The organism is Bradyrhizobium iriomotense (assembly GCF_030160715.1).
Taxonomy (GTDB): domain Bacteria; phylum Pseudomonadota; class Alphaproteobacteria; order Rhizobiales; family Xanthobacteraceae; genus Bradyrhizobium; species Bradyrhizobium iriomotense.
Map to the genome: position 1 here is coordinate 1 of NZ_BSOW01000008.1, position 24021 is coordinate 24021.

Annotated in this window: 25 protein-coding genes and 1 pseudogene; 11 read left to right on the forward strand and 15 right to left on the reverse strand. The window is 58.7% G+C overall.

Features of this window, described 5'->3' with window-relative positions; translation table 11 throughout:
* Positions 1–92 (reverse strand): SAM domain-containing protein (locus QQL28_RS46120; RefSeq protein WP_431309600.1); only part of this gene is annotated, 92 nt, incomplete at its 3' end.
* A 335-nt stretch (positions 93–427) separates the two neighbouring features.
* Here QQL28_RS46120 and QQL28_RS13005 point away from each other — a divergent pair.
* Positions 428–571 carry a hypothetical protein gene (locus tag QQL28_RS13005; protein ID WP_284265609.1) on the forward strand — a complete coding sequence of 48 codons (144 nt, stop codon included), beginning with the start codon at positions 428–430 and terminating at the stop codon, positions 569–571.
* Between the two features lie 41 nt (positions 572–612).
* On the opposite strand, the gene QQL28_RS13010 is transcribed toward QQL28_RS13005, so the two are convergent.
* Complete coding sequence (locus QQL28_RS13010; RefSeq protein ID WP_284265612.1) at positions 613–921, reverse strand: hypothetical protein; 309 nt, start codon at positions 919–921, stop codon at positions 613–615.
* A 1310-nt stretch (positions 922–2231) separates the two neighbouring features.
* On the opposite strand from QQL28_RS13010, the gene QQL28_RS13015 reads away from it, so the two are divergent.
* Positions 2232–2426, forward strand: coding sequence for a hypothetical protein (locus tag QQL28_RS13015; protein ID WP_284265615.1), 195 nt, complete (start codon positions 2232–2234; stop codon positions 2424–2426).
* Positions 2427–2923: 497 nt separating this feature from the next.
* Here the strand turns inward: QQL28_RS13015 and QQL28_RS13020 are convergent, their stop codons facing one another.
* From QQL28_RS13020 to QQL28_RS46125, 8 genes and pseudogenes are all read right to left on the reverse strand, one after another.
* Complete coding sequence (locus tag QQL28_RS13020; RefSeq protein ID WP_284265616.1) at positions 2924–3076, reverse strand: hypothetical protein; 153 nt, start codon at positions 3074–3076, stop codon at positions 2924–2926.
* A gap of 672 nt (positions 3077–3748) precedes the next feature.
* Positions 3749–4603 (reverse strand): sugar phosphate isomerase/epimerase family protein, encoded by an 855-nt coding sequence (locus tag QQL28_RS13025; protein ID WP_284265618.1) that lies wholly within the window; start codon positions 4601–4603, stop codon positions 3749–3751.
* Positions 4604–4822: 219 nt separating this feature from the next.
* Positions 4823–6840, reverse strand: a pseudogene (locus QQL28_RS13030) (methyl-accepting chemotaxis protein).
* Between the two features lie 141 nt (positions 6841–6981).
* Complete coding sequence (pcaF, locus tag QQL28_RS13035) at positions 6982–8184, reverse strand: 3-oxoadipyl-CoA thiolase (protein WP_284265620.1); 1203 nt, start codon at positions 8182–8184, stop codon at positions 6982–6984.
* Positions 8181–8858, reverse strand: coding sequence for a 3-oxoacid CoA-transferase subunit B (locus QQL28_RS13040; protein ID WP_284265622.1), 678 nt, complete (start codon positions 8856–8858; stop codon positions 8181–8183). The genes pcaF and QQL28_RS13040 overlap by 4 nt, the downstream gene beginning before the upstream one ends.
* Positions 8858–9577, reverse strand: coding sequence for a 3-oxoacid CoA-transferase subunit A (locus QQL28_RS13045; RefSeq protein ID WP_284265624.1), 720 nt, complete (start codon positions 9575–9577; stop codon positions 8858–8860). The genes QQL28_RS13040 and QQL28_RS13045 overlap by 1 nt, the downstream gene beginning before the upstream one ends.
* Positions 9578–9721: 144 nt before the next feature.
* A complete protein-coding gene (locus QQL28_RS13050; protein WP_284265625.1) occupies positions 9722–10582 on the reverse strand; it encodes a sugar phosphate isomerase/epimerase family protein in 861 nt (286 codons plus the stop codon).
* A gap of 169 nt (positions 10583–10751) precedes the next feature.
* Complete coding sequence (locus tag QQL28_RS46125; protein ID WP_431309598.1) at positions 10752–11420, reverse strand: LysR family transcriptional regulator; 669 nt, start codon at positions 11418–11420, stop codon at positions 10752–10754.
* Here QQL28_RS46125 and QQL28_RS13055 point away from each other — a divergent pair.
* The 6 genes from QQL28_RS13055 (at position 11377) to QQL28_RS13080 (ending at position 15880) form a co-directional block, all read left to right on the forward strand.
* Positions 11377–11703 carry a Dabb family protein gene (locus tag QQL28_RS13055; RefSeq protein ID WP_284265627.1) on the forward strand — a complete coding sequence of 109 codons (327 nt, stop codon included), beginning with the start codon at positions 11377–11379 and terminating at the stop codon, positions 11701–11703. The two genes, QQL28_RS46125 and QQL28_RS13055, sit on opposite strands and share 44 nt — an antisense overlap.
* A gap of 9 nt (positions 11704–11712) precedes the next feature.
* Positions 11713–12000: a YciI family protein gene (locus tag QQL28_RS13060; protein WP_284265629.1), complete on the forward strand. Its 288-nt coding sequence runs from the start codon at positions 11713–11715 to the stop codon at positions 11998–12000.
* 12 nt (positions 12001–12012) lie between these two features.
* Positions 12013–13080, forward strand: coding sequence for a maleylacetate reductase (locus QQL28_RS13065; protein ID WP_284266170.1), 1068 nt, complete (start codon positions 12013–12015; stop codon positions 13078–13080).
* A gap of 11 nt (positions 13081–13091) precedes the next feature.
* On the forward strand, positions 13092–13877 hold the full coding sequence (locus QQL28_RS13070) for an SDR family NAD(P)-dependent oxidoreductase (protein ID WP_284265631.1): 786 nt from the start codon (positions 13092–13094) through the stop codon (positions 13875–13877).
* Positions 13878–13898: 21 nt separating this feature from the next.
* Positions 13899–14699, forward strand: a complete 801-nt coding sequence (locus QQL28_RS13075; protein WP_284265633.1) for an SDR family NAD(P)-dependent oxidoreductase — start codon at positions 13899–13901, stop codon at positions 14697–14699.
* 110 nt (positions 14700–14809) lie between these two features.
* Positions 14810–15880, forward strand: coding sequence for a 2,3-butanediol dehydrogenase (locus QQL28_RS13080; protein ID WP_284265635.1), 1071 nt, complete (start codon positions 14810–14812; stop codon positions 15878–15880).
* Between the two features lie 66 nt (positions 15881–15946).
* Here QQL28_RS13080 and QQL28_RS13085 read toward each other — a convergent pair whose 3' ends face one another.
* From QQL28_RS13085 to QQL28_RS13105, 5 genes are all read right to left on the reverse strand, one after another.
* Positions 15947–16786: an intradiol ring-cleavage dioxygenase gene (locus tag QQL28_RS13085; RefSeq protein WP_284265637.1), complete on the reverse strand. Its 840-nt coding sequence runs from the start codon at positions 16784–16786 to the stop codon at positions 15947–15949.
* A 50-nt stretch (positions 16787–16836) separates the two neighbouring features.
* Positions 16837–17616 carry an ATP-binding cassette domain-containing protein gene (locus QQL28_RS13090; protein WP_284265639.1) on the reverse strand — a complete coding sequence of 260 codons (780 nt, stop codon included), beginning with the start codon at positions 17614–17616 and terminating at the stop codon, positions 16837–16839.
* On the reverse strand, positions 17616–18689 hold the full coding sequence (locus tag QQL28_RS13095) for an ABC transporter permease (RefSeq protein WP_284265641.1): 1074 nt from the start codon (positions 18687–18689) through the stop codon (positions 17616–17618). The genes QQL28_RS13090 and QQL28_RS13095 overlap by 1 nt, the downstream gene beginning before the upstream one ends.
* 128 nt (positions 18690–18817) lie before the next feature.
* The gene (locus tag QQL28_RS13100; RefSeq protein WP_284265643.1) at positions 18818–19771 is read right to left on the reverse strand and encodes a sugar ABC transporter substrate-binding protein; all 954 of its coding nucleotides are present in this window, start codon (positions 19769–19771) and stop codon (positions 18818–18820) included.
* A gap of 502 nt (positions 19772–20273) precedes the next feature.
* Positions 20274–20429 carry a hypothetical protein gene (locus QQL28_RS13105; RefSeq protein WP_284265645.1) on the reverse strand — a complete coding sequence of 52 codons (156 nt, stop codon included), beginning with the start codon at positions 20427–20429 and terminating at the stop codon, positions 20274–20276.
* On the opposite strand from QQL28_RS13105, the gene QQL28_RS13110 reads away from it, so the two are divergent.
* The 3 genes from QQL28_RS13110 to QQL28_RS13120 are packed head-to-tail and all read left to right on the forward strand — an operon-like array spanning position 20428 to position 23947.
* Complete coding sequence (locus tag QQL28_RS13110) at positions 20428–21357, forward strand: sugar ABC transporter substrate-binding protein (protein ID WP_284265647.1); 930 nt, start codon at positions 20428–20430, stop codon at positions 21355–21357. The genes QQL28_RS13105 and QQL28_RS13110 overlap by 2 nt on opposite strands.
* Entirely contained in the window at positions 21354–22916 is a 1563-nt protein-coding gene (locus QQL28_RS13115; RefSeq protein ID WP_284265649.1) for a sugar ABC transporter ATP-binding protein, read from the forward strand. Before QQL28_RS13110 ends, QQL28_RS13115 begins: the two co-directional genes overlap by 4 nt.
* Complete coding sequence (locus QQL28_RS13120) at positions 22913–23947, forward strand: ABC transporter permease (protein WP_284265650.1); 1035 nt, start codon at positions 22913–22915, stop codon at positions 23945–23947. The genes QQL28_RS13115 and QQL28_RS13120 overlap by 4 nt, the downstream gene beginning before the upstream one ends.
* Positions 23948–24021: the final 74 nt, after the last annotated feature.

Genomic DNA, 24021 nt, shown 5'->3' on the forward strand with positions numbered 1-24021 from the left:
ACGTCGCGTTCGATCGCCTGATCGGAGAACAAGGCCCGGTATTGGCCAAGCCCAAGTCCTTCAAGCCATTCGCCGAGGTCCAGACTTTGCATCAGACAGCATGTCCCAAGACCCTGATATTCTAGCGCATTTGCCTGCTCTTCCTAGGTCTCTATATAGACGCGTAGACCGCTTCGGAGTCACCTGGCACAGCGATGACCCCCTCCGGCGGCGAGAGCTACGACAGTGTTTCCGGAAAACCCCGCCCCCAAGTCAAGGGAGAAGCAACTGGGGGCGGGTGTCTGAGTATGGCTTAACAAGAGCAGGCGGCAGCACGCAAACCTGTCGCCCGTTTGCACGCTAAGCATCATGGACAGCGCTGTCTGCCCAGTAGGCGACACTCGAATGCAATAAATTGCCACGTATTCCCGGTCCCGTGAGCGGACTTTTGACCTATCTCAACGGGATCGAAGTCGCCGGCGCTGTGCTTCCTGGCATGAGGAAGCTCCAAACGGATGTCTGGCTTGTCATCGCCTGGTACTCATGGCTGGTCGTGCTCGTTGCGACACTTGCTTACCTGATTTTCCATTGAGAAGGCCCGCCAGCGTGAACCGGCGGGTGCGGGAGCGCTCCTCAAAGTTCAATCTCGGTCGCCAAATTCGAACGCACTAAGGTGGTCAAGCCGGCTTTCAATCTTTTCGCTTGCCAGGTTTGAAACGCTGGATCCGCATTAAGTTTCTCAACTGCCGCACCGTAAGCTGAGAACGTCTCGAAGTTTACTGAGAAAGCGAAATTTCCGAATTCACCGACAGCGACGGACCAGAACCTTGGTTTGCCACCGTGCTTTCGCCAAAGCCCGGCGCTCTCCTTAGCCAGTTCGAGTATTCCCGCGAGGTCGGCACCTGGATTTGGTTTGACTACATATTGAACAACTACTGCCATTCTACCCTCCCATTGAAATTACGAAGGTCGCGCGTGCGAGGTTTTGCTACTTTTTCCCGAAAGCATTGACCTAGATCAAGTGGAGCTTGCGTGATGTGCCCGTCATGCCCTCTACAGGGGACCATCTCGTCGCGCTACGTCGAGCGGATTCCCCGCGCTAAGCTTTGTTAACTTACTTCCCTTACCCTTCACTATCCGCAACCGTCATTTCGGGGGAGCAATGACTGGGGCAATTGCGATTTGGGTACTCACATCGCTCGAGGTGAGACGCTATTTCCAGCGGCAACAAGCTTCTCGCCATTTCGAGGCAAGTAAGCGCTCCTAAGACCGACGAGCGAATTTGCGTGCGCGCTGAATTAGGACGACTCCTGGTGCGGGGGGCTGTGAGCCTTTCTGTTTGCGTCGTCGTCGCGCTTTGCGTTTTTGGATTCCTGTCAATGATGGCTGATGATCCGGGCGCAAAAGCGCGACCAATCATTCCGTGCAAGGCAGGCCACTGCGCAGCAGAAGCCAGGAAGAACAACACGATCAGGGCCCACTAAGTCCGAGACCGCACGAGAGCGGCATCGGAACACAGCAAGATGAAGTTCTACGCGACAATTGCAGCCTGCGAGAACGCCTACCAAGCTCCGACGGCCATCAAAACAACAATGGTTAGGCAAGAGACGCAAGCGATCATCACAGTATACCATTCGGGCGTATTCATTGTTGCCTCCCGAGCGGCTTGAAAGCAGTCCTGATCTGCTCCCCTACCAAGCGCCAACGGCAATCAAGACGACGATGGTCAGAACAGACAAACAAACGATAGTTGCGGGGACGGTAAGCCAATCGGGTGTCATCGTTGCCTCCCGAGCGGTTCTCCCAAAAGCTTAGGGCGGTCGGCGCGAAGACATTATGAAGCAGCTAACACCTTGCAACTGAACTGCATTTTCAATCTAAGGACGCTGAGCGATGTCCTCATGCGCTCTTGGTTGATGGCTCGCCGATGTTCGTGCGCATCGCATCATACGAGCTTCAACGTGCGGCGCCTGCACCCAGTGGCAACTCTTTTCACGTTGTAGTTGGATCTTCAGCCGCACGACTCTCTCTGGGGTTGTCCGACGAAGTCGTCCTGAAACAGAAGGCTGCTATACTTTTACTTCGGCTCCGCTTCTTTGCGCCGACAAATTAACTGATCGCTCTTTGGAGCTTTGAAATTCGGCGCCGCCTTTGAACGCGCTTATGCCAGGCAGCTCTCCAAATGAGCCGAGGTCTGTCACCTCGTGGTGGGAATATCTCTAGCTAGCAATAGTCAAACGATGGGGGTGATCATGCCCGCCATATTCGACTTGCTCTATCGCGAATATTGCCGCGCCCGCCTCGCGGAAATGCGGAAACAGCTTCTGATCACGGGTAAGCGTGCGGAAGTTCTACAGGCGGATTGCGACGCCGCCGACGATCATGATCGGAGTGGTGTAGGTGAGAAAGCCACGCTGTACGAAATCGGTCTCGTCGCAGCAAATTGAAGTGTTCAATAAATAGCAGCAGCCATGCAAGCATATGGCAGAGCTGTTGCCGCTTGCGAAGCCTGAACCAAGAGCCAGCCGAGTAATAAAGGAAGAAAGGCCCCGACGATATCGCATGTCGGGGCCCTTCAAGATCATCAGGCCGGTTACCTCCGCCGTGCCTTCTGATCGTTGATATCGCCGATTACCGCATCCGATCTGGTGCAGAACATGGCAACGCTGCGGCATCGGGGTGATCACATTCGGCCTGAAGGCTGATGGCCGCCAGTTCTGCGACCAGCTCGCCGAACCGGGGAAGCTGGCCGCTTTCCCAGCGGACCTTACGCCGTCTTACGACTGTAAATCCTCCTCAGTTGGTCCACCAGGAATTCCGGGGTCATCGCGTGAGCAGCCCGAACCGACGCCCACGCGCAATGCAAATCCTCTTCTTTTTCTCGTGAGCCATCTGACGTGCGGTCATTTCGCGCGCGAATACGTTCGACTTCAGTGCGGCACTCCTATTCGATCACCTCGTCGGCGCGCAACAGGAATGATTCAGGCAGGTTTAATCCAATCAACTTCGCCGTCTTGAGATTGACCGTCAGAAAAAACCGGGGCGGTTGCTTGATCGGCAAATCGGCGGGCTTGGCGCCCTTGAAAATCTTGTCCACGATGAATTATGTCGTTGAATCAGTCTGTTAATTTGTGCAATTGGATAGAGCGGGATAGTCCCGGGCTGGCCCGAATTACTCCCACTCTATCATTTCGGACAGCGTATCGTCGTTGATTTGTAAGCACAATTCCTCAAGTCTGACGGACAAATGCCGACGGCATACCCGCCGCAATATTGTGGTCTTGAATTCACAGAAAAAATTGCGCCGTTTGCGCTCTCTGCGATTTCGGCACCTATCGGAGTCAATCGACTGATCAGCACTGCCGGCGTGGTCAAGACTGCCGTTACCGCCTTGGTTGGGCGTATGCTCAAATACCGTCAGAGATCAGCAGCGCGCTGGTCCGGTCGTTCGATGGCCCTCACGTGCGCGGCCATAGCGCGACCGGGATGCGACCAGTTAGTGTGGGCTACCTTCAAGGTTTCGCTGAGGACCGCGAAGCCTGAGTTGCAACGTAGAGGCCGGTATCCCTCGCAGAGACCAAAGGTTGAGTGCGCGTAAGCCGCGATCTTCAGGAGCCACGCGCTCCCCGAACCCTACAATGCCTGAAACATCACGAGGAGCTTGGTGAACTCCTGTTCCAGAGCCGATGTCTACTGACTTGAAATTCCTTGATACAATTTGCGTGCGGGCGCACTGAGAGTTGGCGCCCGCACACGCTTTCAAGTCTGTTCAGATGCTGTCGATGATAGACTCGAAGCCAGGCAGAACGCTGTCGAAAATCTGCTCCGGGGGCAGCGCATCCAGTTTGCTGGAGAAGATTTCCGGACCGATACTCGGGATCAGATCATTCTTCGCCAGAAGTGCGAGGATTTCTTTGTTCGGAATTTCCCCCTCGCCGATCGGGACGCGATGGAACAGGCAGTCGCGCACCATTGAGCGACCAGAAGGGCACACCAGGGGACCATCGGCGATCTGAACAGTATCGATCGCGCTCGGTGGGATCTCTGAAAACAGCTCATCCTTGCGACCGCCGCGAACGTAGTGCCAAGTATCGAATATAATGCCCGTATTCGACCTGCCGGCGCCCTTGACGACCTGCCAAGCCTCATCCAGCGTTGCAAACCCCCAGAGCGGCATCGCTTCCAGCGTGACGCGCAAGCCTTCTTTCCCGGCCCGATCGGCCATGGCACCGAAATGCTGGGTGAGTTCGTCAATGCTGTATCGGTCCTTCGGGAAGGTGCCGATCAGGTGGATCTTGTCGACCTGAAGCTCTTCTGCGACGCGAAGGAACGATTCGGGCGACCTTTCGAGGTAAGGCAGGATATCGGGGTCCTCATTGACCGGACGCCAATCTGGAACCCAACTCGTCAAGGGGTCGAGGTAGCTCAATCTGACGCCATTATCGGCTGCGATCTGCCGCTGGTCGGCAGCGCTAAGACCTGAGGCCACCGTCTGATCGAAGTCGGTGGGCGAAGTGCTCAACCATCCGAAGCCAGCTTTGCTCGTCAATTCGACACGCTGTCGAAACGGGATACTCCGCACTTGGGAGAGCCACATTACACGCTGCTCACGAGTGAATTTCATCGTTGTCCTTTCGCTTATTATTCGTGATCGGGCATCGGGTAACGACACCAACAACCTATCGCGAAACCAAATAAGGACGATCTATTGTATATGAAGCGGCTCAGTAGAAACTGTAAGTAGACTACAACTCTACAATCAGTCAGGGCCCGTAGCTTGTGGCCCCGTGCGCGAGCCTGTTCATCGTCGCTGATTCGAAGTCTGCAAATTATCTCGAGAGCGCTATGACACACGAATGTTCGCCATAAATCGGTCCAGCTCGGCGCGCAGTCGAGCACTTTCGCTCGACAGATTTTTGGCTGAGCTCAGCACCTCCTCTGAAGCCGAACCAGTCTCGGCGGCACCACGGTTAACCTGACCGATATCGGTCGCAACAGCCTGTGTGCCCTGCGCAACATTCTGTACGCTGCGGGCGATTTCCTCTGTGGCGGCACCTTGCTCTTCCACTGCCGTCGCGATGGACGTGGCGATGGTCGATATTTGACCGATAGTCGCGCTGATCTCCTTGATCGCCACGACCGAATCCGCCGTCGCCCCCTGCATGCCGGCGACGTGCGAAGAGATCTCATCGGTAGCCTTCGCCGTCTGGCTAGAAAGCGCCTTCACTTCGCTTGCGACCACGGCAAAGCCACGGCCGGCGTCGCCGGCGCGGGCCGCCTCGACGGTCGCATTTAGCGCTAACAGGTTGGTCTGCTCGGCGATTGCGTTTATCAGTTTCACCACCTCTCCGATTTGCTGTGCAGCTCGAGATAGTCTAGCGATCCGGTCGTCGGTCTCCCTCGCCTGTATAACTGCGGCTTCTGCAAAAAGGCTGGAATCCCGCACTTGACGCCCGATCTCGCTAACGGATGCCGAGAGTTGTTCGGTAGCCGTCGCAACCGACTGCATATTCGTCGAGGCTCTTTCGGAGAATCCCGCCACTTGGTTCGAGAGGGCCTGCGTTGTCTCCGCAGTGCGGGTCAGCGTCGATGCTGCCAGTTCAAGCTGGACAGCGGAGGACGAGACGTTGGAAGCAATGATGCCTACTACGGCCTCGAACTCATCGGCAAAGCGGATCAGTTCGGCACGACGCGCCGCGGCCAACTCCTTGTTCTGCGCTTCGCTGGCCGCTGCATCACGTTCCGCCTTGGCAATCGCTTGCAATTTGAACTCTTCAACTGCGCCAGCCATCTCGCCCAACTCGTCCTTGCGCCCGAGCCCAGGAAGCACGACGTCGAAGTTCCCCGACGCGAGTTGACGCATCGCGTTGCACATGGCGATCATAGGTCGCGAGATGCCATTACCCAGCATGATCGCAAGCACCGCGCCGATCGCTACACCACCAAGCGAGAGAAGAAGAATGAGATGCTCGGTCTCACCGATCGTCGCGCTTGCTTCGCCGTCGATGCGCTGCTGGTCGACTGACATTTCCGACCTCAATGCTTCCGACAATGTAAGAACTGCGGCTCGGCCTTGCGCTTCGCAATCGCATTCGCGTTCTCAACGAACTTGGCGAAGGAGGCACGGTAACGCTTCAGTAGGCCTCCGATGTCAGATGCCCACTGAGTGATCTTTTGATCGTCGCTCGAGATTGCGCCCACCGATGTCGTCAGGAACCTGATACGCCCCAGAATGCCGTCAGCGGCCTTTAATTCTGGTCTCACCGTGAATGCGCTAACGGAGGTTGTTACTGACAGAGATTGCGAAGTGACATCCTTAATCGCCGCTTGATCCGCGGCAGCGTTCGTCAGCGCCGCCGTGTCGCCGAGATCGTCAAACTTGAACTGGATTTTGCTTCCCGCGTCGTTGAGTTCTTCACTTGCAATCTTATTGTTGGCACGGGTTAGGGTGACGATCTCACCAAAGAGTTTTGCAAAAGAGTGAAATTGCGCCTGCAACCTCGCAAGCTGCTCGCGGCGCTCGGGTGCGATTGCGGCCGTAACGGATCTGTCGATCGACGCTCTCAGGCTCTCTTCAATGCTGTGAGTCGCAGCTTCGTCCGCATCGGTGCCGGTCAACGTATATGTTCGAGCGAGCCCTTGATACGAGATGAGCTCCCGATCAACCGTCCGGACCAGGTCGGCTTCCGCGACACTGCCGCGATACGAGCTTACGGCATTGGCAACTCGCTCGAAGCCGAGATAGGCAAGGGCCATGCTTACGGCCAGGATTGCTAGTACGGCGGAAAAGCCAAGGACAATCTTCGCGCGAAACCGCAACGTTGGCAGCCTCATGCCGTGCGATTTTGACTTGACGGACATTGCCCCACCCCATTCCAGTGTTGCGCACCCGTTTAGCCGCTCGCAGCGGTCACCTTGACGGCCACGTCGTCTACTTCGAGTGCGATGATCGCGCCCGCAATTTGTGAATGTGCCATTTTGGACTTGCTGCCCCGGAGACGCCTAGACCCGTTCAAGCGCAGTTGCGATCCCCTGCCCCACGCCGATGCACATCGTCGACAGCGATCGCTTGACGCTGCGAAGCTTCAATTCAATTGCGGCGGTGCCGGTGATGCGCGCGCCAGACATACCCAAGGGATGGCCAAGAGCAATCGCTCCGCCATTCGGGTTTACGCGTGGATCATCGTCGCCAATACGAAGATCGCGCAGTGTAGCCAGCGCCTGTGAGGCAAAGGCCTCGTTCAGTTCGATAACCTCAAAGTTCGCTTCGCGCAGCCCGAGCCGCGCCATTAGTTTCTTTGATGCGGGTGCAGGGCCAAAGCCCATGATGCGCGGAGGCACACCTGCTGTCGCACCCCCGAGAATGCGGGCTATTGGGGTCAAGTCGTGGCGTTTTGCGGCCGCCTCCGATGCTAGGAGCAGAGCGGCGGCCCCGTCATTCACGCCCGAGGCATTGCCCGCGGTAACCGATCCGCCTGCGCGGAAGGGCGCTTTCAACTTGCTAAGGCCGTCCAACGTCGTCTCGGGACGAGGATGCTCATCGACTTCGACAGTCTTGGAGTCTTTCCCTCGCGGGACGACGACCGGCGTGATCTCGACCGCCATTCTACCCTTTGCGATCGCTGCAGCCACCTTCTGTTGGCTCCGCAGGGCAAAAGCATCCTGGTCGTGACGTGAGGTTCTATAATCTTCGGCGACGTTTTCAGCGGTTTCAGGCATGGACTCGACGCCATACTGGGTCTTCATTAATGGATTGATGAAACGCCATCCGATGGTGGTGTCGTGCACCGCGTTTTCGCGCGAAAACGGCGTCTCGGCCTTGGGCATCACGAAAGGAGCACGAGACATACTCTCTGTTCCGCCCGCGATGATCAGGTCAGCTTCCCCCGACTTGATCGCGCGCGCGCCGGCGATCACGGCATCCATACCTGAGCCGCAAAGCCGATTGATGGTGGTGCCCGGCACCTCGACCGGCAACCCTGCGAGCAGCGCCGACATGCGCGCCACGTTGCGGTTATCTTCGCCCGCCTGGTTGGCGCACCCGAAGATGACCTCGTCGATGAGCAGTGCCTCAAGGCCCGGATTGCGCGCCAACAACGCCTTGAGCGGGATAGCGCCAAGATCGTCGGCGCGCACAGCCGCCAGAGCCCCTCCGAAGCGACCGATCGGCGTGCGGATATAGTCGCAGATGAATACCTCGCTCATGACACGTCTCCGGGTACGGTAAGATCGACCACTGTACCGTCGATCTTCAATTCGGCTGCGGTCACAGATTGCAGTTCGTCCAGCGATACCGCCGGAAGCTTCTCTCGCAGCACAAACCGGCTGCTCTCGATGTCAATGACGGCGAGGCTGGTATAGATCCGGTTCACACAAGCGACACCGGTCAGAGGCATAGAGCAACGGCGCACGAGCTTTGGCTGGCCATGCTTAGTTACATGTTCTGTTACGACTGCCACGCGCTTAGCGCCATGAACTAGGTCCATGGCCCCTCCCACTGCAGGGACGTCGTTTGGTCCGGTCGACCAGTTTGCCAGATCGCCATTCTCAGCCACTTGATAAGCGCCAAGTATGGCCACGTCTAAATGTCCACCACGCACCATCGCGAAACTGTCGGCATGATGGAAAAACGCAGCGCCGGGCTTAAGCGTAATCGCCTTTTTACCAGCGTTGATCAGGTCCCAATGCTCTGCGCCTGACGGCGGTGCAGCGCCGAAGCCGAGAACCCCGTTCTCGGTATGAAAGACCGCCTCGCGACCTGCTGGTTGGAATCTCGCCACGAGCTCGGGAAAGCCGATGCCGAGATTCACATAGACTCCATCTTCAATGTCCTGCGCAGCCCGCCAGGCGATCTGAGCGTTGGAAAGTTTGTTGATCATCAAAAGATCGCTCCGGCGCGGTTGAGCTGCTCCTCCTGTTGTGGATCCGACACCTCGACGACGCGCGTCACAAAGATGCCAGGTGTCACAACTGTCTCGGGGTCGATACGACCTGCCGGCACGATGCGCCGGACCTGCGCGACCGTACACTGCGCCGCCATCGCCATAAGGGGGTTGAAGTTCCGCCCAGCCATCCGGTAGGTGAGATTGCCGTGCTCATCGCCCACCTCAGCCTTGATCAAAGCAAAATCAGCCTTAAGCCAACGCTCCTGCAAATACATCCGGCCGTCGAATTCAGCGACCGGCTTGTTGCGCGCAAGATCTGTACCTAACGCGGTGGGCGTATAGAAAGCGGGGATGCCAGCACCGCCGGCGCGAATACGCTCGGCAAACGTGCCCTGGGGAACCAACTCCAGCTCGATCTCTTTAGCGCGGTACTTTTGCGAAAACGCACGGGAATCGACTGAGCGGGGAAACGAGCAAATTAGCCTTTTTACTGTGCCGCACTCTATCAATGCCCCTAGACCAACGTGGCCGTTGCCAGCGTTGTTATTCACAAGCGTCAAGTGCTTTGGGTGGCCGGTCGCGCGAAACCGTTCGAGAAGCGAATGAATTAGCTCGATGGGAGCCCCTGCGCCTCCGAAACCGCCGATCATCACCGTCGCGCCGTCGGGAATGTCCACGACTGCTTCAGCGAGATTGAATTTCGTCTTATCCATTGCCCTCCAACCTCGTCGCATTTGCCTCGATTGAAATCACCACGCCGCCCGGCGGCCCTCATACGGGCACGTCCGCGGATCGAGGGCAGATCTCGCTGCAACGCGCGACTAATAGCAGCTCACAAAGTCGCTAGAGCACGGTACTCAGACCTTGGCGAATTGAGCCATCGTGCTATCGAAGACCCGCTTTGCCATCTCGTTAAGTCCCAGCTTGCGGTGCCGCGCCGATAGGATCTCGGTTCCGTAGACGCCCTGGTAACCCGCAGCGCGGATTTCGCGAAGGAACGCGGGGACGTCCAGCTCACCCTCACCGCACAATTCGCGATGATGGATCGTATCTTCCCACATATCGTCGACGGGCGGCACCTTCAGAGCATCGTCGACCTCGACCGCCTTGATGTAGCGCGTCGGGATCTTTCGTATATCAGCATAGGGAATGTTTCCACGAGCGATATGCCAGATGTCGATCAAAAGCCCCCCGTTCGGCTGATCAGCTGCACTCACGATGGCGAGGCCCGTCTCGATGGTGCGCACATTCGACCACGGCATAATCTCGAGAACAATATCGGCACCGTAGACGGCCGCTTGCTCACACAGCTTCGCAAACTCGTCAGCGATACGCGGAACGTCAGCATGCGTTTCGTGGAACCCAGGGCCGACCTTGATATCCCGCATCCCCAGTTCAGCCGCGACTTCGAGCAATTGCCGACGGAACTTGTCGGATTCTTTGCGCTTCTCATCGGTCCTGTACCAGTCGAGTAGAAACTCGATTTCCAGATACTTCATACCGTTGGATTGCAGAATCCGCTTCATTTCTGCAAAGCCGATTTTGCTTTGTGTCGCCATCGTATCTTCGTAGTGAAGACCAAACCCTTTGAACCCTGCGCGGGCAGCCGCTTCGACTCTGTCCTTAAACGGGAATGGGCTGACCTCGGTCGGCCCCAGCGGGTAAACGTCCCCCGAAAGCGCGAAGTACGAGATGAGAAGCTCTACGTCATCAACCACGACAATATCCTCGCGCAAGTTCAAACGGTAACGTCGCGATCGCGGCCAACGGACCACCGATCTAGCGCTCTGATATCATGGCGCCGGCCGACATAAAGTGGGCGCCACAGGAAACAGTTTTGCGAATTGTGCAAGTAAGGGCCATGCACGTCCGATGCATCTCCTTTGCCTAAACGTTCCGATTCATCAACGTTCCAACGAATGCTGCAGAGAAACGGCCTCCGATGGTCGTATCGGAGGACTTCGAGCCGGCAATCGTGCCCAAGAACTTCTGGTCGAAATGCGTCCAGTACACGTCAAAGATGAAAGCCGGATCTCTTGACCGAGTCCGGACCGCGTTGCCACCGACCGCAGTCATCCGGTGCGAGAGGCAGAAGGAGAGCGACGCCCTCACGCGCAACCGGCCCGCGTGAGCGATCACTGCTACAGAACGTTGGCTCCCTGCCTCTCGGTGACTCGCTAGCACCTGACGCACGTCTTCATAGAATTGATCGCTTTCGCTTGTGAGAACCAGATGTCGTGTGATCCGTTGCCAGCGTACTCCAAGCCGACTCTCAAGTTGGATCAGATACCTGCTGATTGCCGAAGTCGATAGGCGCAACGTATCGGCCACCTTAGTCATGCTCTTACTAATAGGACCGTCACGAATGTTAGCAGTGCCGTCTACTGGACCATAGCTTTTTGCGCTTCCTGGGAGAGTGTTTTGTCGGGAGCAATCTTTATTCCTAGATCGGCAAGTGCAATCTTTTTCGCGAGCGCGTCTTTGGCGATAGCTGACGCGGTGAGAGGATTGAATGAACCTATCGGGCGGAACTGAGCGCGTTAAACACATTGTCATGTGGAATCTCGTCGGATCCTCCGAGGAGGAGAAGGCGGCATCGGTCACCGCGGTCAAGTCGCGCTTTGAACGACTTCTTGGCGTCATCCCCGGCATGACCCATCTCGAGATCGGCGTGGACTTCAGCCGGGTCAATTATGCTTGCGATATCGTTCTCTACTCAGAATTCGAGAGTCGCGAGGCGCTCGCTGCGTACGCCACGCACCCCGCGCACTTGAAAGTTCGCGACGAGTTGGAAGGCGTGCGCATTGCGCGACACCAGGTTGACTATGTTTCCAGATAGAGGGTCGAAATGCACTTCGCAGTCCATTGCCTCGATTACGCTGAGGCGCTGCTGTTGCGGCTCGAACACTACGAGGCGCACAAACAGTACCTGAAGGATGGCGGCGTTCGTACCGTGATTTCCGGGCCCCTACTCGCTCCGGATGGCGAGACGATGATTGGGTCGCTTTTCGTCTTCGAGGCCACAACGTTGGCCGATGTGGTGGCATTCAATGCAGGTGATCCATTCGCGCGCGCAGGTGTGTGGGCGGACGTAAAGATCAACGCCTTCAATCTGCGCGTCGACAATCGGTCTTGAGTTATGTCCGACATTCTACGTACCTTCGTCTACAACCAGCATCCTGCACGCGTGACCTTCGGACGTGGTTCGATCGCTCGTGTAGGGGAGGAGGCTGACAAGCTCGGCCTAAAGCGCGTTATCGTTCTGTCCACGCCGCCGCAGGCGGCTGCCGCTGAGCAGGTTTCGAAGCAGCTCGCGGACAGGCGTACCCACACCTTTTCTGGGGCGGTGATGCATACCCCCGTGGAGGTTACCGAGGCGGCTCTGACGCTTGTGCGTGAGCACCGGGCGGATGGCCTCGTGGCGTTTGGCGGAGGATCCACCATTGGGCTGAGCAGGGCGTTGGCACTGCGCACTGACCTGCCTCAGATCGCGATTCCGACAACTTACGCCGGCTCGGAAATGACACCAATTCTCGGCGAAGCGGCAGCAGGTCGAAAAGTCACACTCAGATCACCCAAGGTTCTGCCCGAGGTCGTGATCTACGATGTCGACCTCACCATGTCCCTCCCCCCTTCGTTGTCTGCGACCAGCGGAATCAATGCCATAGCGCATGCGGTGGAGGCCCTCTATGCCGAGGACCGCAATCCCGTTGTTGATCATCTCGCGTTGGACGCAATCGCTGCAATGTCTGGTGCCCTCCCGCGGATATCTGCCGACAGTCTCGATCAGGGCGCGCGCACTGAAGCTCTTTACGGCGCCTGGCTGTGTGGCATGTGCCTTGGGTCGGTCGGCATGGCGTTGCATCACAAGCTGTGTCACGCCTTGGGCGGCGCTTTCGATCTGCCGCACGCCGAGACGCACACGGTCATCCTCCCGCATGCGCTCGCCTACAATGCTTCGGCTGTTCCCGACGTGATCGCCAGGCTGAAGACGGTATTGGCCGCGGATAATCCTTCCCATGCATTGTTCGAGCTCGCAGGCCGTGTGGGCGCGCCCCGCAGCCTCGAGGCCCTCGGGATGCCGATCGAGGGGATCGAGAAGGCGACGAATCTCGTGTTGTCCAGCCCCTATGCGAACCCCAGGCAACCGGAGCGTGATTCAATTCGACGCTTACTGCATCGGGCTTACTCCGGCCTACCGCCTGTTTCTGATTGAGGAGAATGCCTTTGGCTTCGATCACTTTTGCTCTCCCTGAAACGGTAGTCGTCACCGGGGCCTCGTCCGGGCTGGGGCGAGAGATCGCCGTCCTGTTGCTGGAATGCGGGGCGCAGGTGATCGGCGTCGATGTGGCATCTTCTGAACTCAACGGGCGCGACCGCTTCGCTCAAGTCGTCGGTTCGGTCAGTGAGCAAGCGACATGGGACCAGGTCAGCGAACTGCTCGACGCATTCAGACCGGCGAGCCTTGGCCTCGCAACCTCGGCGGCAATCCTCGACACCGGTCTCGTGCCTACCGCGTCGCCGGATTTCATCGCTCGGACGATGTCGGTTAACGTAACCGGAACAGCGCTCGCCATGGCAACGGTCCTCCCTAGGATGGAGGCCGGTAGCGGTGGCGCGATCGTTGCGATCGCCTCTGTCAATGCCTCCGTCGCCGAACAGCAGTTGGCGATCTACAACGCGTCGAAGGCGGCGGTGCGCCAACTTGCTCGTACCGCTGCCCTCGACCATGCCCGCAACCGCGTGCGGATCAATGTGCTCAGCCCCGGGCCGATGAACGCCGGTTTGTTCAAGCGGCATGTCGAAAGTGCCAAAGACGGCGGCAAGTTTCTTCAGACGCGCACAAACCGTCAGCCGCAGGGCCGCATCCTCGAGGCGCACGAGGTGGCGCGGGCGGCCCTGTTCCTCCTGTCGAGCGGTGCTGAAGCGATCCTTGGGGCAGACTTGATTGCCGACGGGGGCCTGACCGCTGGATTTGACTTCAGGACTGGCGCGGAAGGCGCCTCAGTCTAACGAAAAGAGGAGGACGGGACCATGGACACGGGATTGAAGAACCGGATTGCGGTCATTACTGGGGCCGCCGACGGTATCGGTCGCTCCACAGCATTGGCGTTCGCCCGCGAAGGCGCGCACCTTGGGCTCCTTGATATCAATGCTGCCGGGCTGGAGAGCCTTGCTGCCGAGGCCCGCGAGTTGGGAGTGAGTGTGCATGCTGCTCAAGCAGACCTGTCGACCGCCGAAGGCGTCTCACGGGGGATGCAGGCGGTCCAATCTTCCTTCGGAAATCGTTTGGACGTTCTCGTCAATAACGTGGGCGCCGGCGCGATTCGAACCTTTGACGACCTGACAGACGCCGCCTGGGACGCCACGCTCGGTCTGAATTTCATGAGCTACGTCCGGGCCATTCGTTGTGCGCTGCCGATCCTGCGCGAACACGGCGGCGTCATCATCAACAACGCATCAGATCTGGCCCGGCAGCCCGAGCCGGTACCGATCGACTATTCGGTCTCGAAAGCAGCCGTCCTGTCGTTGACGAAGGCGCTTGCGCGCGCAGAGGGTCCTCGCATCCGCGTGAATGCGGTGGCTCCCGGTCCGACCTGGACACCCTTCTGGACGAAGCCCGGCGGCTTTGCAGAGACCATGGGCAGGTATCACAAGATGGAGCCGCGGGCGGCAGTAGAGCACGAAATGAAGCTTCGCCAGCTCCCGCTGCAGCGGCTTGGCACACCCGACGAAGTAGCCAACGTTATCGTCTTCCTTGCCTCTGACCTGGCAAGTTTCGTCACCTCAGCGGTATGGGGCGTCGACGGCGGCTCAATCCGTTCGATGATCTGAGGCCGCTGAGCCGCCCCGGGCACAGAACGCCATATTTCTAAACGATCGCGACATTCCTAGGGATGCAATGAAGCGCACCCGGGACGCGGCAAAACAGCGAGGAAACCACCGTGAAGGCTGCACGATTTTACGCCCGGGAAGATGTCAGGATTGACGACATTCCCAAGCCGGACGAACTGGGGCCGGACGAGGTTCTCGTGCGAAATCGCTACTGCGGTATTTGCGGAACCGATCTGCACGAATACGCCGCCGGTCCAATCTTTATTTCCTCGACTCCAAACATTTTTTCGGGCGCCTCGCTCCCGCAGATTCTCGGCCACGAATTCGGCGGCCAGATCGAAGCAGTCGGGCAAGACGTACGGCACCTGCATCCGGGGGATCGTGTCGCAATCCAACCCCACATGGGCCCCGCCGACGGCTATTTCGGTACCCGCGGCCTGCATTTCCTCGGCACCAGAGGCGCAGCCACCGGGTTGACCTGGCCCTGGGGAGGCTTTGCGGAATATGCGGTCATGAAGGCTTGTGCCACCATCAGGCTGCCTCCAGGCTTGTCCTTCGAACAGGCGGCGATGGTCGAGCCCGCTGCCGTTGCAGTAACGGCCGTTGATCGGAGCGGATTAGAACCAGGTGGTTCAATCCTCATCACGGGCGGCGGCCCAATCGGCGCACTGACGGTCATGGCCGCACATGCCGCGGGCGCGGGACAGATCTTCCTCAGTGAGCCGAACGCCGCCCGCCGCAAGCGGGTCGAGGCGCTGGGCCTCCCTGTCATCACCATCGATCCGACGGGCACTGATGTTAAGGCCATCTTGAACGACAAGACCTTCGAGGGGCTTGGTTGTGATGCTGCGATTGAGTGCGCTGGCAATCCACGCGCCATCACCGACTGCGTCGCCGCTGTTCGCCCCCAAGGCACGGTCGTGCTCATTGGGTTAACCAATGCCAAGGTCGAGCTTTCGCCCTTCGACCTGATCGTGCGCGACGTCCGCGTTCAGGGATCGCTCTGCTATCCCACGACACTTTGGCCGCGCATCTATGCGATGATTGAAAGCGGTAAGTTACCCGTCGCGAGGCTGATCGACGCGATCATCCCCCTGAAGGACCTCGTCGAAGGAGGGTTCAAGCCGCTGCTTGATCCCGCTGGGACCAAGATGAAGATCCTCGTCGACGCCACCAATTAACGGATCGACCGAACGGCAGGGAGGTGACCCGCTGAGGTAACCTCCCTTCGTCGTTCGTAAGTGACTTCAAAGCGCTTTCAGCACAAAATCGAAGTTGGCCTTCCATTTTGTGTCAGCCCCCTCGATCGCTTCGAAGGCGACAACGAGCGACTCCTTGACCCCGAAGACCGCATCCGACTCCAGATAAGGATCTCCTGCGACAAAAATGTGCGTGCAAACCCGCTCGTACCCGTCGGCGCCAACCAGGAAATGCACATGGGCCGGCCGATTGGGATGCCGGCCAACCGCCTTGAGCATCTGCCCGACCGGACCGTCGTGGGGAATTGGATAGGAAACCGGTTTGATGCCCCGGAAGCGGTATCGACCATCTGGCCCGGTGCGGAAATAGCCACGGTTGTTGAACGGTGGCTGGATGCCGGGCTGCTGCACGTCATAGTAGCCGTCGTGGTTGTCCGACCACACGTCGAGTGAGGCGCCCGCAATGGGATTGCCGGAAATATCCAGGACTCGCCCTTCAAAGAGACAAGTCTCGCCTTTGCCATCCAAGTTGATGGAATCACCCATCGCCCGTTCGGGGGATCCGGCGACGTGGAAGGGACCCAAGACCGTATTGTCAGTGGCGCCTGCTGGCCGCCGGTAGTTGATGGCATCGACGAGCATCGAGACGCCGAGCACATCAGACAGTAGAATAAACTCCTGCCGCTCATTGCTGCAGATCTTGCCCGTACGGGTCAGGAATTCGATCGCGGTGAACCACTCTGCCTCGTTGAGCTCCACATCGCGGATAAACGCGTGCAGGTGGCGAACCAGGGACTCCATGACCTTCCGCAGTCGCGGGTCAATGCCCGCACTCATGCGCTCGTTGACGGTCTCAACGGAGTTGAACTCGCTCAGATACTTGTTCACTTTCTTAAGCCTCTTCTTTGGACACCGCGCGTCTCCGATAGGACCAGGCCTCAGACCGTTCCTCCTAACGAGGATTCCAGTTGAGCCAGTTCCTGCCCCCCCGCCATCAGATTCTGAAGCTCGTCCGCCGAAATCTTCCCACGGTCGGCGGTACCCAACGTCTTGCCGCGATTAAGAACTGTGAACCGATCCCCAACGGCCATCGCATGCCGTACGTTGTGGGTGATGAACACAACACCAATCCCCTTCTTGCGAACCTGATCGATGGTCGCGAGCACATTCGCGGTCTGGCGAACGCCAAGGGCCGACGTAGGCTCGTCGAGGATAAGAACCTTCGCGCCAAAATAGACCGCCCGCGCAATCGCGACCGTCTGGCGCTCGCCTCCCGACAATGTACCCACCGCCTGTTCGGGCTCGCGCAAGTTGATGCCCATGTGCGACATCTCCTGCATGGCGACGCGATCTGCCATTTTGAAGTCGATCGTGCGGAACGGCCACACTCCCCGCTCCGGCTCCCGCCCCATCCAGAAATTCCGGCTAACGCTCATCAGCGGAATCACCGCGAGATCCTGATAGACCGTCGCAATGCCGGCAGACATCGCATCGCGCGGGTTGGCAAAATGCGCAGTCTCGCCATTAACCTTCATTTCTCCGTGGGTTGGCGCGTGAACTCCAGCCATCGTCTTGATGAAGGTTGATTTGCCTGCGCCGTTGTCCCCCAAAAGACAATGGCACTCGCCAGGCATCACGCTGAACGACACCCCAGATAGCGCAATGATGTGCCCAAAATGCTTCTGGATATCGATCATCTCGACGATCGGCACGGCCATCACCTTTCTCCCGTGATCAGGCGACGGATATAGGTGTTAGCTATCACCGCCCCGAGCAGGATGGAGCCGAGGAAGACTCGAAACAGCGAGCTCTCGACATTGGTGAAGAACAGCCCCTGCTGCACCACGCCAAAGATCACAGCACCTAACGCAGCCCCGATCACGGATCCATAGCCGCCAGTCAGAAGCGCTCCACCAATCACAACGCAAATGATTGCTTCGAACTCCTTCATGAGCCCGCGATCGGCCGCGGCAGATCCGAATTCGACGACTTGCGAGATCCCGAGCACCGCCGCGCAGAGAGATGCAAACATGAACATGATGATTTTGACGCGGGTGACGGGAACACCGATGTAGCGGGCCGCCTGCGGGTCGCCACCCGTGGCAAAAATCCAGTTACCGAACTTGGTTCGCGTGAGCAGCCATTGCCCGAAGATCAACAGACCGATGGCCCACACTATCAGCATGGGGATGCCCTCGACCACCGGCTGTCCTGCGCGTGCCCCCCGGGCAAAGGTCGCAATCACACCATGGTTGGCGAGCCATTGGAAAAGGCCGGTAAGAACCTTGCCCCCGAAGAGCCTGGCCAACGGATCATTCGCAGCCGCCTCGCCCATGCCCGAGACGACCGTCTGGCGGGTCAAGGAGATGGCGCTCCAGATCGTTAACCCGCGCAGGATGAACATGAAGGCGAGGGTAACAATGAATGACGGCAAGCCCGTCCTGACAACGAGAATGCCGTTGATCGCACCCAGCGCACATGCCAGCGTCAACGCGAGAAGGATCGACAGCCACACGGGCAACCCCAGCGCGATCGTCAGCAACGCGAAGATCATGCCGGAGAAACCCACCATAGAGCCTAGCGACAGATCAAATTCACCCGCGATCATCAAGAGGCAGACGCCAACCGCTAGCACAACGAACTGGGCTGACACCGTGCTCCAGCTCATCGCGCCTTCCAGGGTGAACATCGCCGTTCCGCCCGCAAGTACGAAAAAGAACGCAAAAACCGCAACCGTTCCACAGATCGCACCGAGCTCCGGCCGGATAATCGCCCGACGGAATTTCGACATCCGCTTTATTCGTTCATCTCTTGCCGTATGCATTAGGGGGGCTGCTACTGTTGAGGGCATCGTCATGGTTCAAGATCCCAAAAGAGCACGGGCTGCGACTTCCCGCAGCCCGTGAGTCACGGGAGGAATTAGCGGTACTTGCCGGCCAGCGACTCGACCAATTGGATATTTTCCTTAGTGACGAAGCCTGGCCCCGACAGAACCGAATTTGCGGGCGTTACGCCGTAGCGCAGGTGATTTGTCAGCGTAATGAGTGACAGATAGCCTTGCAGGAACGGTTGCTGATCGATAGCGAACTTGATCACACCTTCCTTGATCGCCCTTGAGATATCGGGATTGAGATCGAAGGTGGCAAAGAAGATCCGACCAGCTTGGCCGTTCTCCTTCAGGGCCTTGATTGTCGGAATAGCCGTCATCGGACCGAGGGTCAGCACCGCCTCCGTCTGCGGATTGGCAGCCAGGTAGGCCTTGACCCGGTTGGCGATTTCCGTCGCGTCGGTGCCCGAGTCGATCATTTGCTTGCCGAGCTCGACACCGAGGCCAGCCGCAAAGCCCTTGCACCGCTGCTCGCCCGCGACATTCGGGAAGAGACTGTTGACGCAAAGGAACGACTTGACGCCGGCGGCCTTCGCCTTCTCACCAGCTCCCTTGCCCGCCTCGAACTCGGGCTGACCGACATGAAGAAGGGCGCCCAGCTTTTTCGACTGCTCGGCCGTGCCAGTGTTCATCGTCACCACTGGAATTCCCTTGTCGACCGCAGCGGAGATCTGTCCCCCAATCAGATCGAAATCGGGAATGGTGATAATGATTCCGTCCGGGGCCTCGGCAACCGTCTGCTGTATGATCCGCGCCATGTCGGCAAGGTCGCCCGTCGGCGGGTTACGAAACGTTACCGTGGAGCCGGTCTCTTTCGCCGCCAGCGTGGCGGCATTCTTGACCGTGTTCCAGAATGTTTCACTGTCCGGCGAATGTTCGATCATGACGAATTTCTCGTCTTTCGCGACGGCAGTTCCTGCCGCACCAAACATCGCCACCGCAGTGAACGCCGCGGAAATCAGAGACAACTTCAGTCTATCGTGCATTCGACTCCTCCCTTGATAACCGGCTTATCCCGGCATTGCTCTGCAGATCGACAGCGCTTTGGCGCGCTGCGGTCCCCTCGTCGCGGTTATTCCATGTCGCGTAGTGCGGGATAAACAAGGTCAATCGGGAAACACTCTTGCACGCCGTGCAAAAAGCATCGGTGCGAGATTGCGCTGCGATGCGCACGACTGCGGTCCGTCCGAACGCGATGACGCAGCTCGACGATAGCGTCGATCGCAGCCACGCCTTCTGTGGCGTCGCGTCGGCTCTTCAATTGATGGCGGCGGGTCCGGCGTCATCATCAGATTTCAAGAACCGCACGCTCAACCACCGACCCGCTTCGGTTGAGTGGGCGGACGAGACACTCTCTGCGAACAGAGCCGCATCACAAGGAGGACGAAAACCGATGTCCTTTTGCATCACACACAACAGTGTTTCCCGGCCCGCCGTCTTTATCCCAAACGCCGCAATATAGGATAAGCCCTCCCAAGAGGACGATCGCTAATAGCGCGTCCGATCAAAAACAATCACATCGGCATACGCCGTCAAAAGAGAGGAGCCCATGAACACAACGCTGAAATTCTCGCTGGTCTCGACCGTGCTCGCCGCAACGCTGGCAGTCGGGGCAACAAATGTCGCGGCCGCGGACTCGACCATGAAGCTCGGCCTTTCGATGCCGACACTGAACACACCTTTCTTCACCGTTCTCGTTGACGCAGCCACCAACGAAGCGAAGGCTGCCGGCGGGAGCGTCGTGCAGACGACGAACGCGAACCGCGACGCAAGTCAACAGGTCACGGACTTCCGGAACCTGATCAATGCGGGAGCCAACACGATTCTAGCGGGCGTTGTCGACCGCGCCGCGATCAAGCCCGCGCTCGACTTCGCCAAGAGCAAAAATGTCCCCGTGGTCATCGTCGATGATGAGCCCTCGGCGGGCGACGCATATGCTGTCGTCCGGGCCGACAACGTCGGGATGGGCGCTCGCGCGGCTGAAGCGCTCGCCGGCGCGATCACCGCAAAAAGCGGCCAGGTTCTCAACATCACGGGCGCCCTGACCACAACGAATGGTCGCAACCGCAAGGATGGGTTCAATCAGGAGTTCAAGAAGAAAGTCGCTGGGGTTGAAGTCATCGAGCAGACTGCCAACTGGGAAGGCCCCGCCAGTGCCAACGTCGCATTGACGGTGCTGAGCGGAAACCCGAACATCATCGGAATCTATCTGGCGACCGACACGCTTTACTACGATCCCGTTGCAGCAGCGCTCAAATCACGCGGGCGTCTGGTCCCCATAGGCCAGCCTGGTCACATTCCTGTGGTCGCGATTGACGGCGGATCGGGTGCTCTGAAGGCAATCCGCGAGGGCTATCTGGATGCGACCATATCGCAACCGGTGACCGACTATGCCAAATGCGGCGTCCGCTACCTCGCCGCTGCCCTCAAAGGCGAAGCGATGAAGGCGGGTCCCACCGACCATAACAGTACGGTGGTGAAGGACGGCGCCTATTATGTCGATGAGCTCCCTTCGCCGATCGTGACGAAGCAAAACGTCGACGATCCCAACCTCTGGGGCAACGGCCGATGATCCCCGCGACTCGCCCCGCCGTCTCGTCGACATCGGTGAACCCGCTCGCCGCCATTGTGCAGATCGACCGGGCAGTTAAGCGATTTGGAGAGACAGTTGCACTCAACGAACTGTCGCTCACGATTTCGCGGGGCGAGTCGCACGGCCTGGTTGGTCGCAATGGCGCTGGCAAGTCGACGCTGGTCTCAGTACTCACCGGGTTGAGGACCATCGATTCCGGCAAGTTCCTGGTCAATGGTGCGGCACCGCCGGTGCTAAGTGACCGTAACGCTTGGCGCGAGATCGTATCCTGTGTGTATCAACACCGCACGCTGGTTCCCGATCTAAGCGTTGCGGAGAATCTCTACCTTGGACGATATCAGGGCAAGCAGACGATCTCCTGGCGCGCGTTGAACCAGAAGGCTTCCGCCGAGCTCGATAGCTGGAATATGCCGATCCTGCCGAATGCGAAGGTCCGGGATCTCGGCGTCGGCGAAGCTCAGATGGTCGAAATTGCGCGCGCCCTCAGCCAGGGCTCGCGGTTCGTCATTCTCGATGAGCCGACAGCGCAATTGATCGCCAGCGAAATCGACCAGCTGATCTTGCGCGTGAACGAGCTGCGCAAGCGCGGGGTGACCTTCCTGTTCATCTCTCATCACCTGGAGGAGATTCCACAGGTGTGCGACACAGTCACGGTCCTTCGTAACGGTCGGGATGTGCTGCACGGGGACGCGCAGAAGATTACCACGACCCGGATCGTTTCTGCGATGGTCGGCGACGAGGCGACAGGCATCGCATTGACCGCAAGCGAGCATGTGACACGCCCTCCCCTCTCGTCGGACATGCCGGTCGTCCTGGACGCTCAGATTAAAGCAGCGGCTTGCAAGGACACATTCCATCTCACCCTGCGAGCAGGCGAGGTCGTTGGCCTGGCCGGCCACTCTGGATCTGGCACTCGCCACCTGGCTCTTACGCTGGCTGGCCACAATCCGCGCTGGGCGGGCCAGATCCAGCTCAAGGGTGAGAAAGTCCCGCGAACTTGGAATCCCAGCACTGCAGTGCGAACCGGCATCAGCCTGCTGCCGGAAGATCGCATCAAGACCGGTTTGGTCGGCGGCCTTTCCATCGAAGACAACATCACGCTTCCCAGCCTCAAGACGTTCTCGAGACGAGTTCTGATTGATCGCAAGGCACGCCGCAAATTCGCCGAAGCAAACCGCACTGACCTTGGGATCGCCTGTCATTCAGTCACCCAGGCTGTGAGCGAGCTCAGCGGCGGCAACCAACAAAAGGTTCTGTTGGGTTCGGCCTTGAGCCCGAACCCAGCGATCCTGATCCTGCTGCATCCGACCGCCGGCGTGGATATAGCCTCAAAAGCCACGATCCTGGATATTGTCGAGCGGCGCCGGCGGCAGGGCTTGGCGGTCATTCTCGTCAGCGATGAACCGGAAGAACTCGCGTTTTGCGACAGGGTCCAGGTCTGGGTCCGCGGCGAGAAGGTCGCTGAGAGAAGCGGTATGAACGAGCAAGAGCTCGTCGCCGCGATGGAGGGTTTCACTCTGCCTTCGGAGACATCATGAGCAACAGCACACATATCAGCCCAGCAGCGCCGCCCCTCGCGGGGGTGCGCCCTACTCCGAATCGAAGGTCCCTGAGCAATCTGTTCCAGCCTGAATGGGCGATCCTACCGGTGCTGGTCGTCGTGATCATCGCCGGCGCCATCTTGAACCCGGCCTTCCTGTCCTCTGACAACATCTACGGCGTCATGCAGCAGGCCAGCGAACTCGGCATTCTCACCATGGGCCTGACCCTCGTGCTGATTGCCGGCAAATTCGACCTATCCCTCGAATCGACCTTCGGGCTCGCTCCCATGCTGGGGGTCTATTGTTTTCTCGATGTGAGCGGCGGAAGCCTCGGCCTGATGAGTTCGCCAATTTTGGCCCTTTTGGCGATCTTCGTCTCGGGCGCCCTGATTGGCGCGTTCAACGGCGTCCTGGTGATCTATCTGAAGTTCAATGCGTTCATCGCGACGTTGGCCACATTGATCCTGCTCCGGGGCATCAGCCTAGGTGTTACGCGTGGACAGACCCTCTCGGAATTGCCACCGCTGCTGACGGCGCCGGGAGAGGCGAGCATCGGAAACGTGCCGCTGTCCTTCCTCATTGCTTTGGGCCTGCTCGCGATGCTCACCTTGTTCATGTCGCGCCACCGGATCGGGCGAATGCTCTATGCGGTCGGGGGCAATTCCCAGGCCGCTCGGGTTGCCGGAATACCCGTCGAGCGTGTCCTGATGTGGGTCTTCATTGCCGCCGGCGTGCTGGCTGCGCTCGCAGGCCTTCTGCAGGCTGGTCGCATCGCCTCGATTCCATCGTCTCTCGGGCAGAACCTGATCTTCAACGCATTCGCCGCGGCCGTGCTGGGCGGGGTCAGCCTCAACGGCGGACGCGGTACGATGCCGGGCGCCTGCGGCGGGGTTTTGCTACTCGTCCTCATCCAGGACGTACTGGTTCTATCGCAGGTCCCTGCTTACTGGATCAACGCCACGACCGGCGGAATCATCCTGGTCGCACTGCTCATCAGCAAGCTCAGCGGAGCTGATAAAGCGGCCTGAGCAAGCCAGCCAAGGCAGCTTGCCTAAGCACCGGTTTTGATGACGGCAACGCAATTGAATGGCTCTCATCCGAG

Excerpts from the sequence above, each read along its gene's own strand:
- QQL28_RS13010 (WP_284265612.1), bottom strand. The coding sequence starts at position 921 with ATGGCAGTAGTTGTTCAATATGTAGTCAAACCAAATCCAGGTGCCGAC.
- QQL28_RS13015 (WP_284265615.1), top strand. The coding sequence starts at position 2,232 with ATGCCCGCCATATTCGACTTGCTCTATCGCGAATATTGCCGCGCCCGC.
- QQL28_RS13025 (WP_284265618.1), bottom strand. The coding sequence starts at position 4,603 with ATGAAATTCACTCGTGAGCAGCGTGTAATGTGGCTCTCCCAAGTGCGG.
- pcaF (WP_284265620.1), bottom strand. The coding sequence starts at position 8,184 with ATGAGCGAGGTATTCATCTGCGACTATATCCGCACGCCGATCGGTCGC.
- QQL28_RS13040 (WP_284265622.1), bottom strand. The coding sequence starts at position 8,858 with ATGATCAACAAACTTTCCAACGCTCAGATCGCCTGGCGGGCTGCGCAG.
- QQL28_RS13045 (WP_284265624.1), bottom strand. The coding sequence starts at position 9,577 with ATGGATAAGACGAAATTCAATCTCGCTGAAGCAGTCGTGGACATTCCC.
- QQL28_RS13055 (WP_284265627.1), top strand. The coding sequence starts at position 11,377 with ATGAACCTATCGGGCGGAACTGAGCGCGTTAAACACATTGTCATGTGG.
- QQL28_RS46125 (WP_431309598.1), bottom strand. The coding sequence starts at position 11,420 with ATGACAATGTGTTTAACGCGCTCAGTTCCGCCCGATAGGTTCATTCAA.
- QQL28_RS13060 (WP_284265629.1), top strand. The coding sequence starts at position 11,713 with ATGCACTTCGCAGTCCATTGCCTCGATTACGCTGAGGCGCTGCTGTTG.
- QQL28_RS13075 (WP_284265633.1), top strand. The coding sequence starts at position 13,899 with ATGGACACGGGATTGAAGAACCGGATTGCGGTCATTACTGGGGCCGCC.
- QQL28_RS13090 (WP_284265639.1), bottom strand. The coding sequence starts at position 17,616 with ATGGCCGTGCCGATCGTCGAGATGATCGATATCCAGAAGCATTTTGGG.
- QQL28_RS13095 (WP_284265641.1), bottom strand. The coding sequence starts at position 18,689 with ATGTCGAAATTCCGTCGGGCGATTATCCGGCCGGAGCTCGGTGCGATC.
- QQL28_RS13100 (WP_284265643.1), bottom strand. The coding sequence starts at position 19,771 with ATGCACGATAGACTGAAGTTGTCTCTGATTTCCGCGGCGTTCACTGCG.
- QQL28_RS13110 (WP_284265647.1), top strand. The coding sequence starts at position 20,428 with ATGAAGCTCGGCCTTTCGATGCCGACACTGAACACACCTTTCTTCACC.
- QQL28_RS13105 (WP_284265645.1), bottom strand. The coding sequence starts at position 20,429 with ATGGTCGAGTCCGCGGCCGCGACATTTGTTGCCCCGACTGCCAGCGTT.
- QQL28_RS13115 (WP_284265649.1), top strand. The coding sequence starts at position 21,354 with ATGATCCCCGCGACTCGCCCCGCCGTCTCGTCGACATCGGTGAACCCG.
- QQL28_RS13120 (WP_284265650.1), top strand. The coding sequence starts at position 22,913 with ATGAGCAACAGCACACATATCAGCCCAGCAGCGCCGCCCCTCGCGGGG.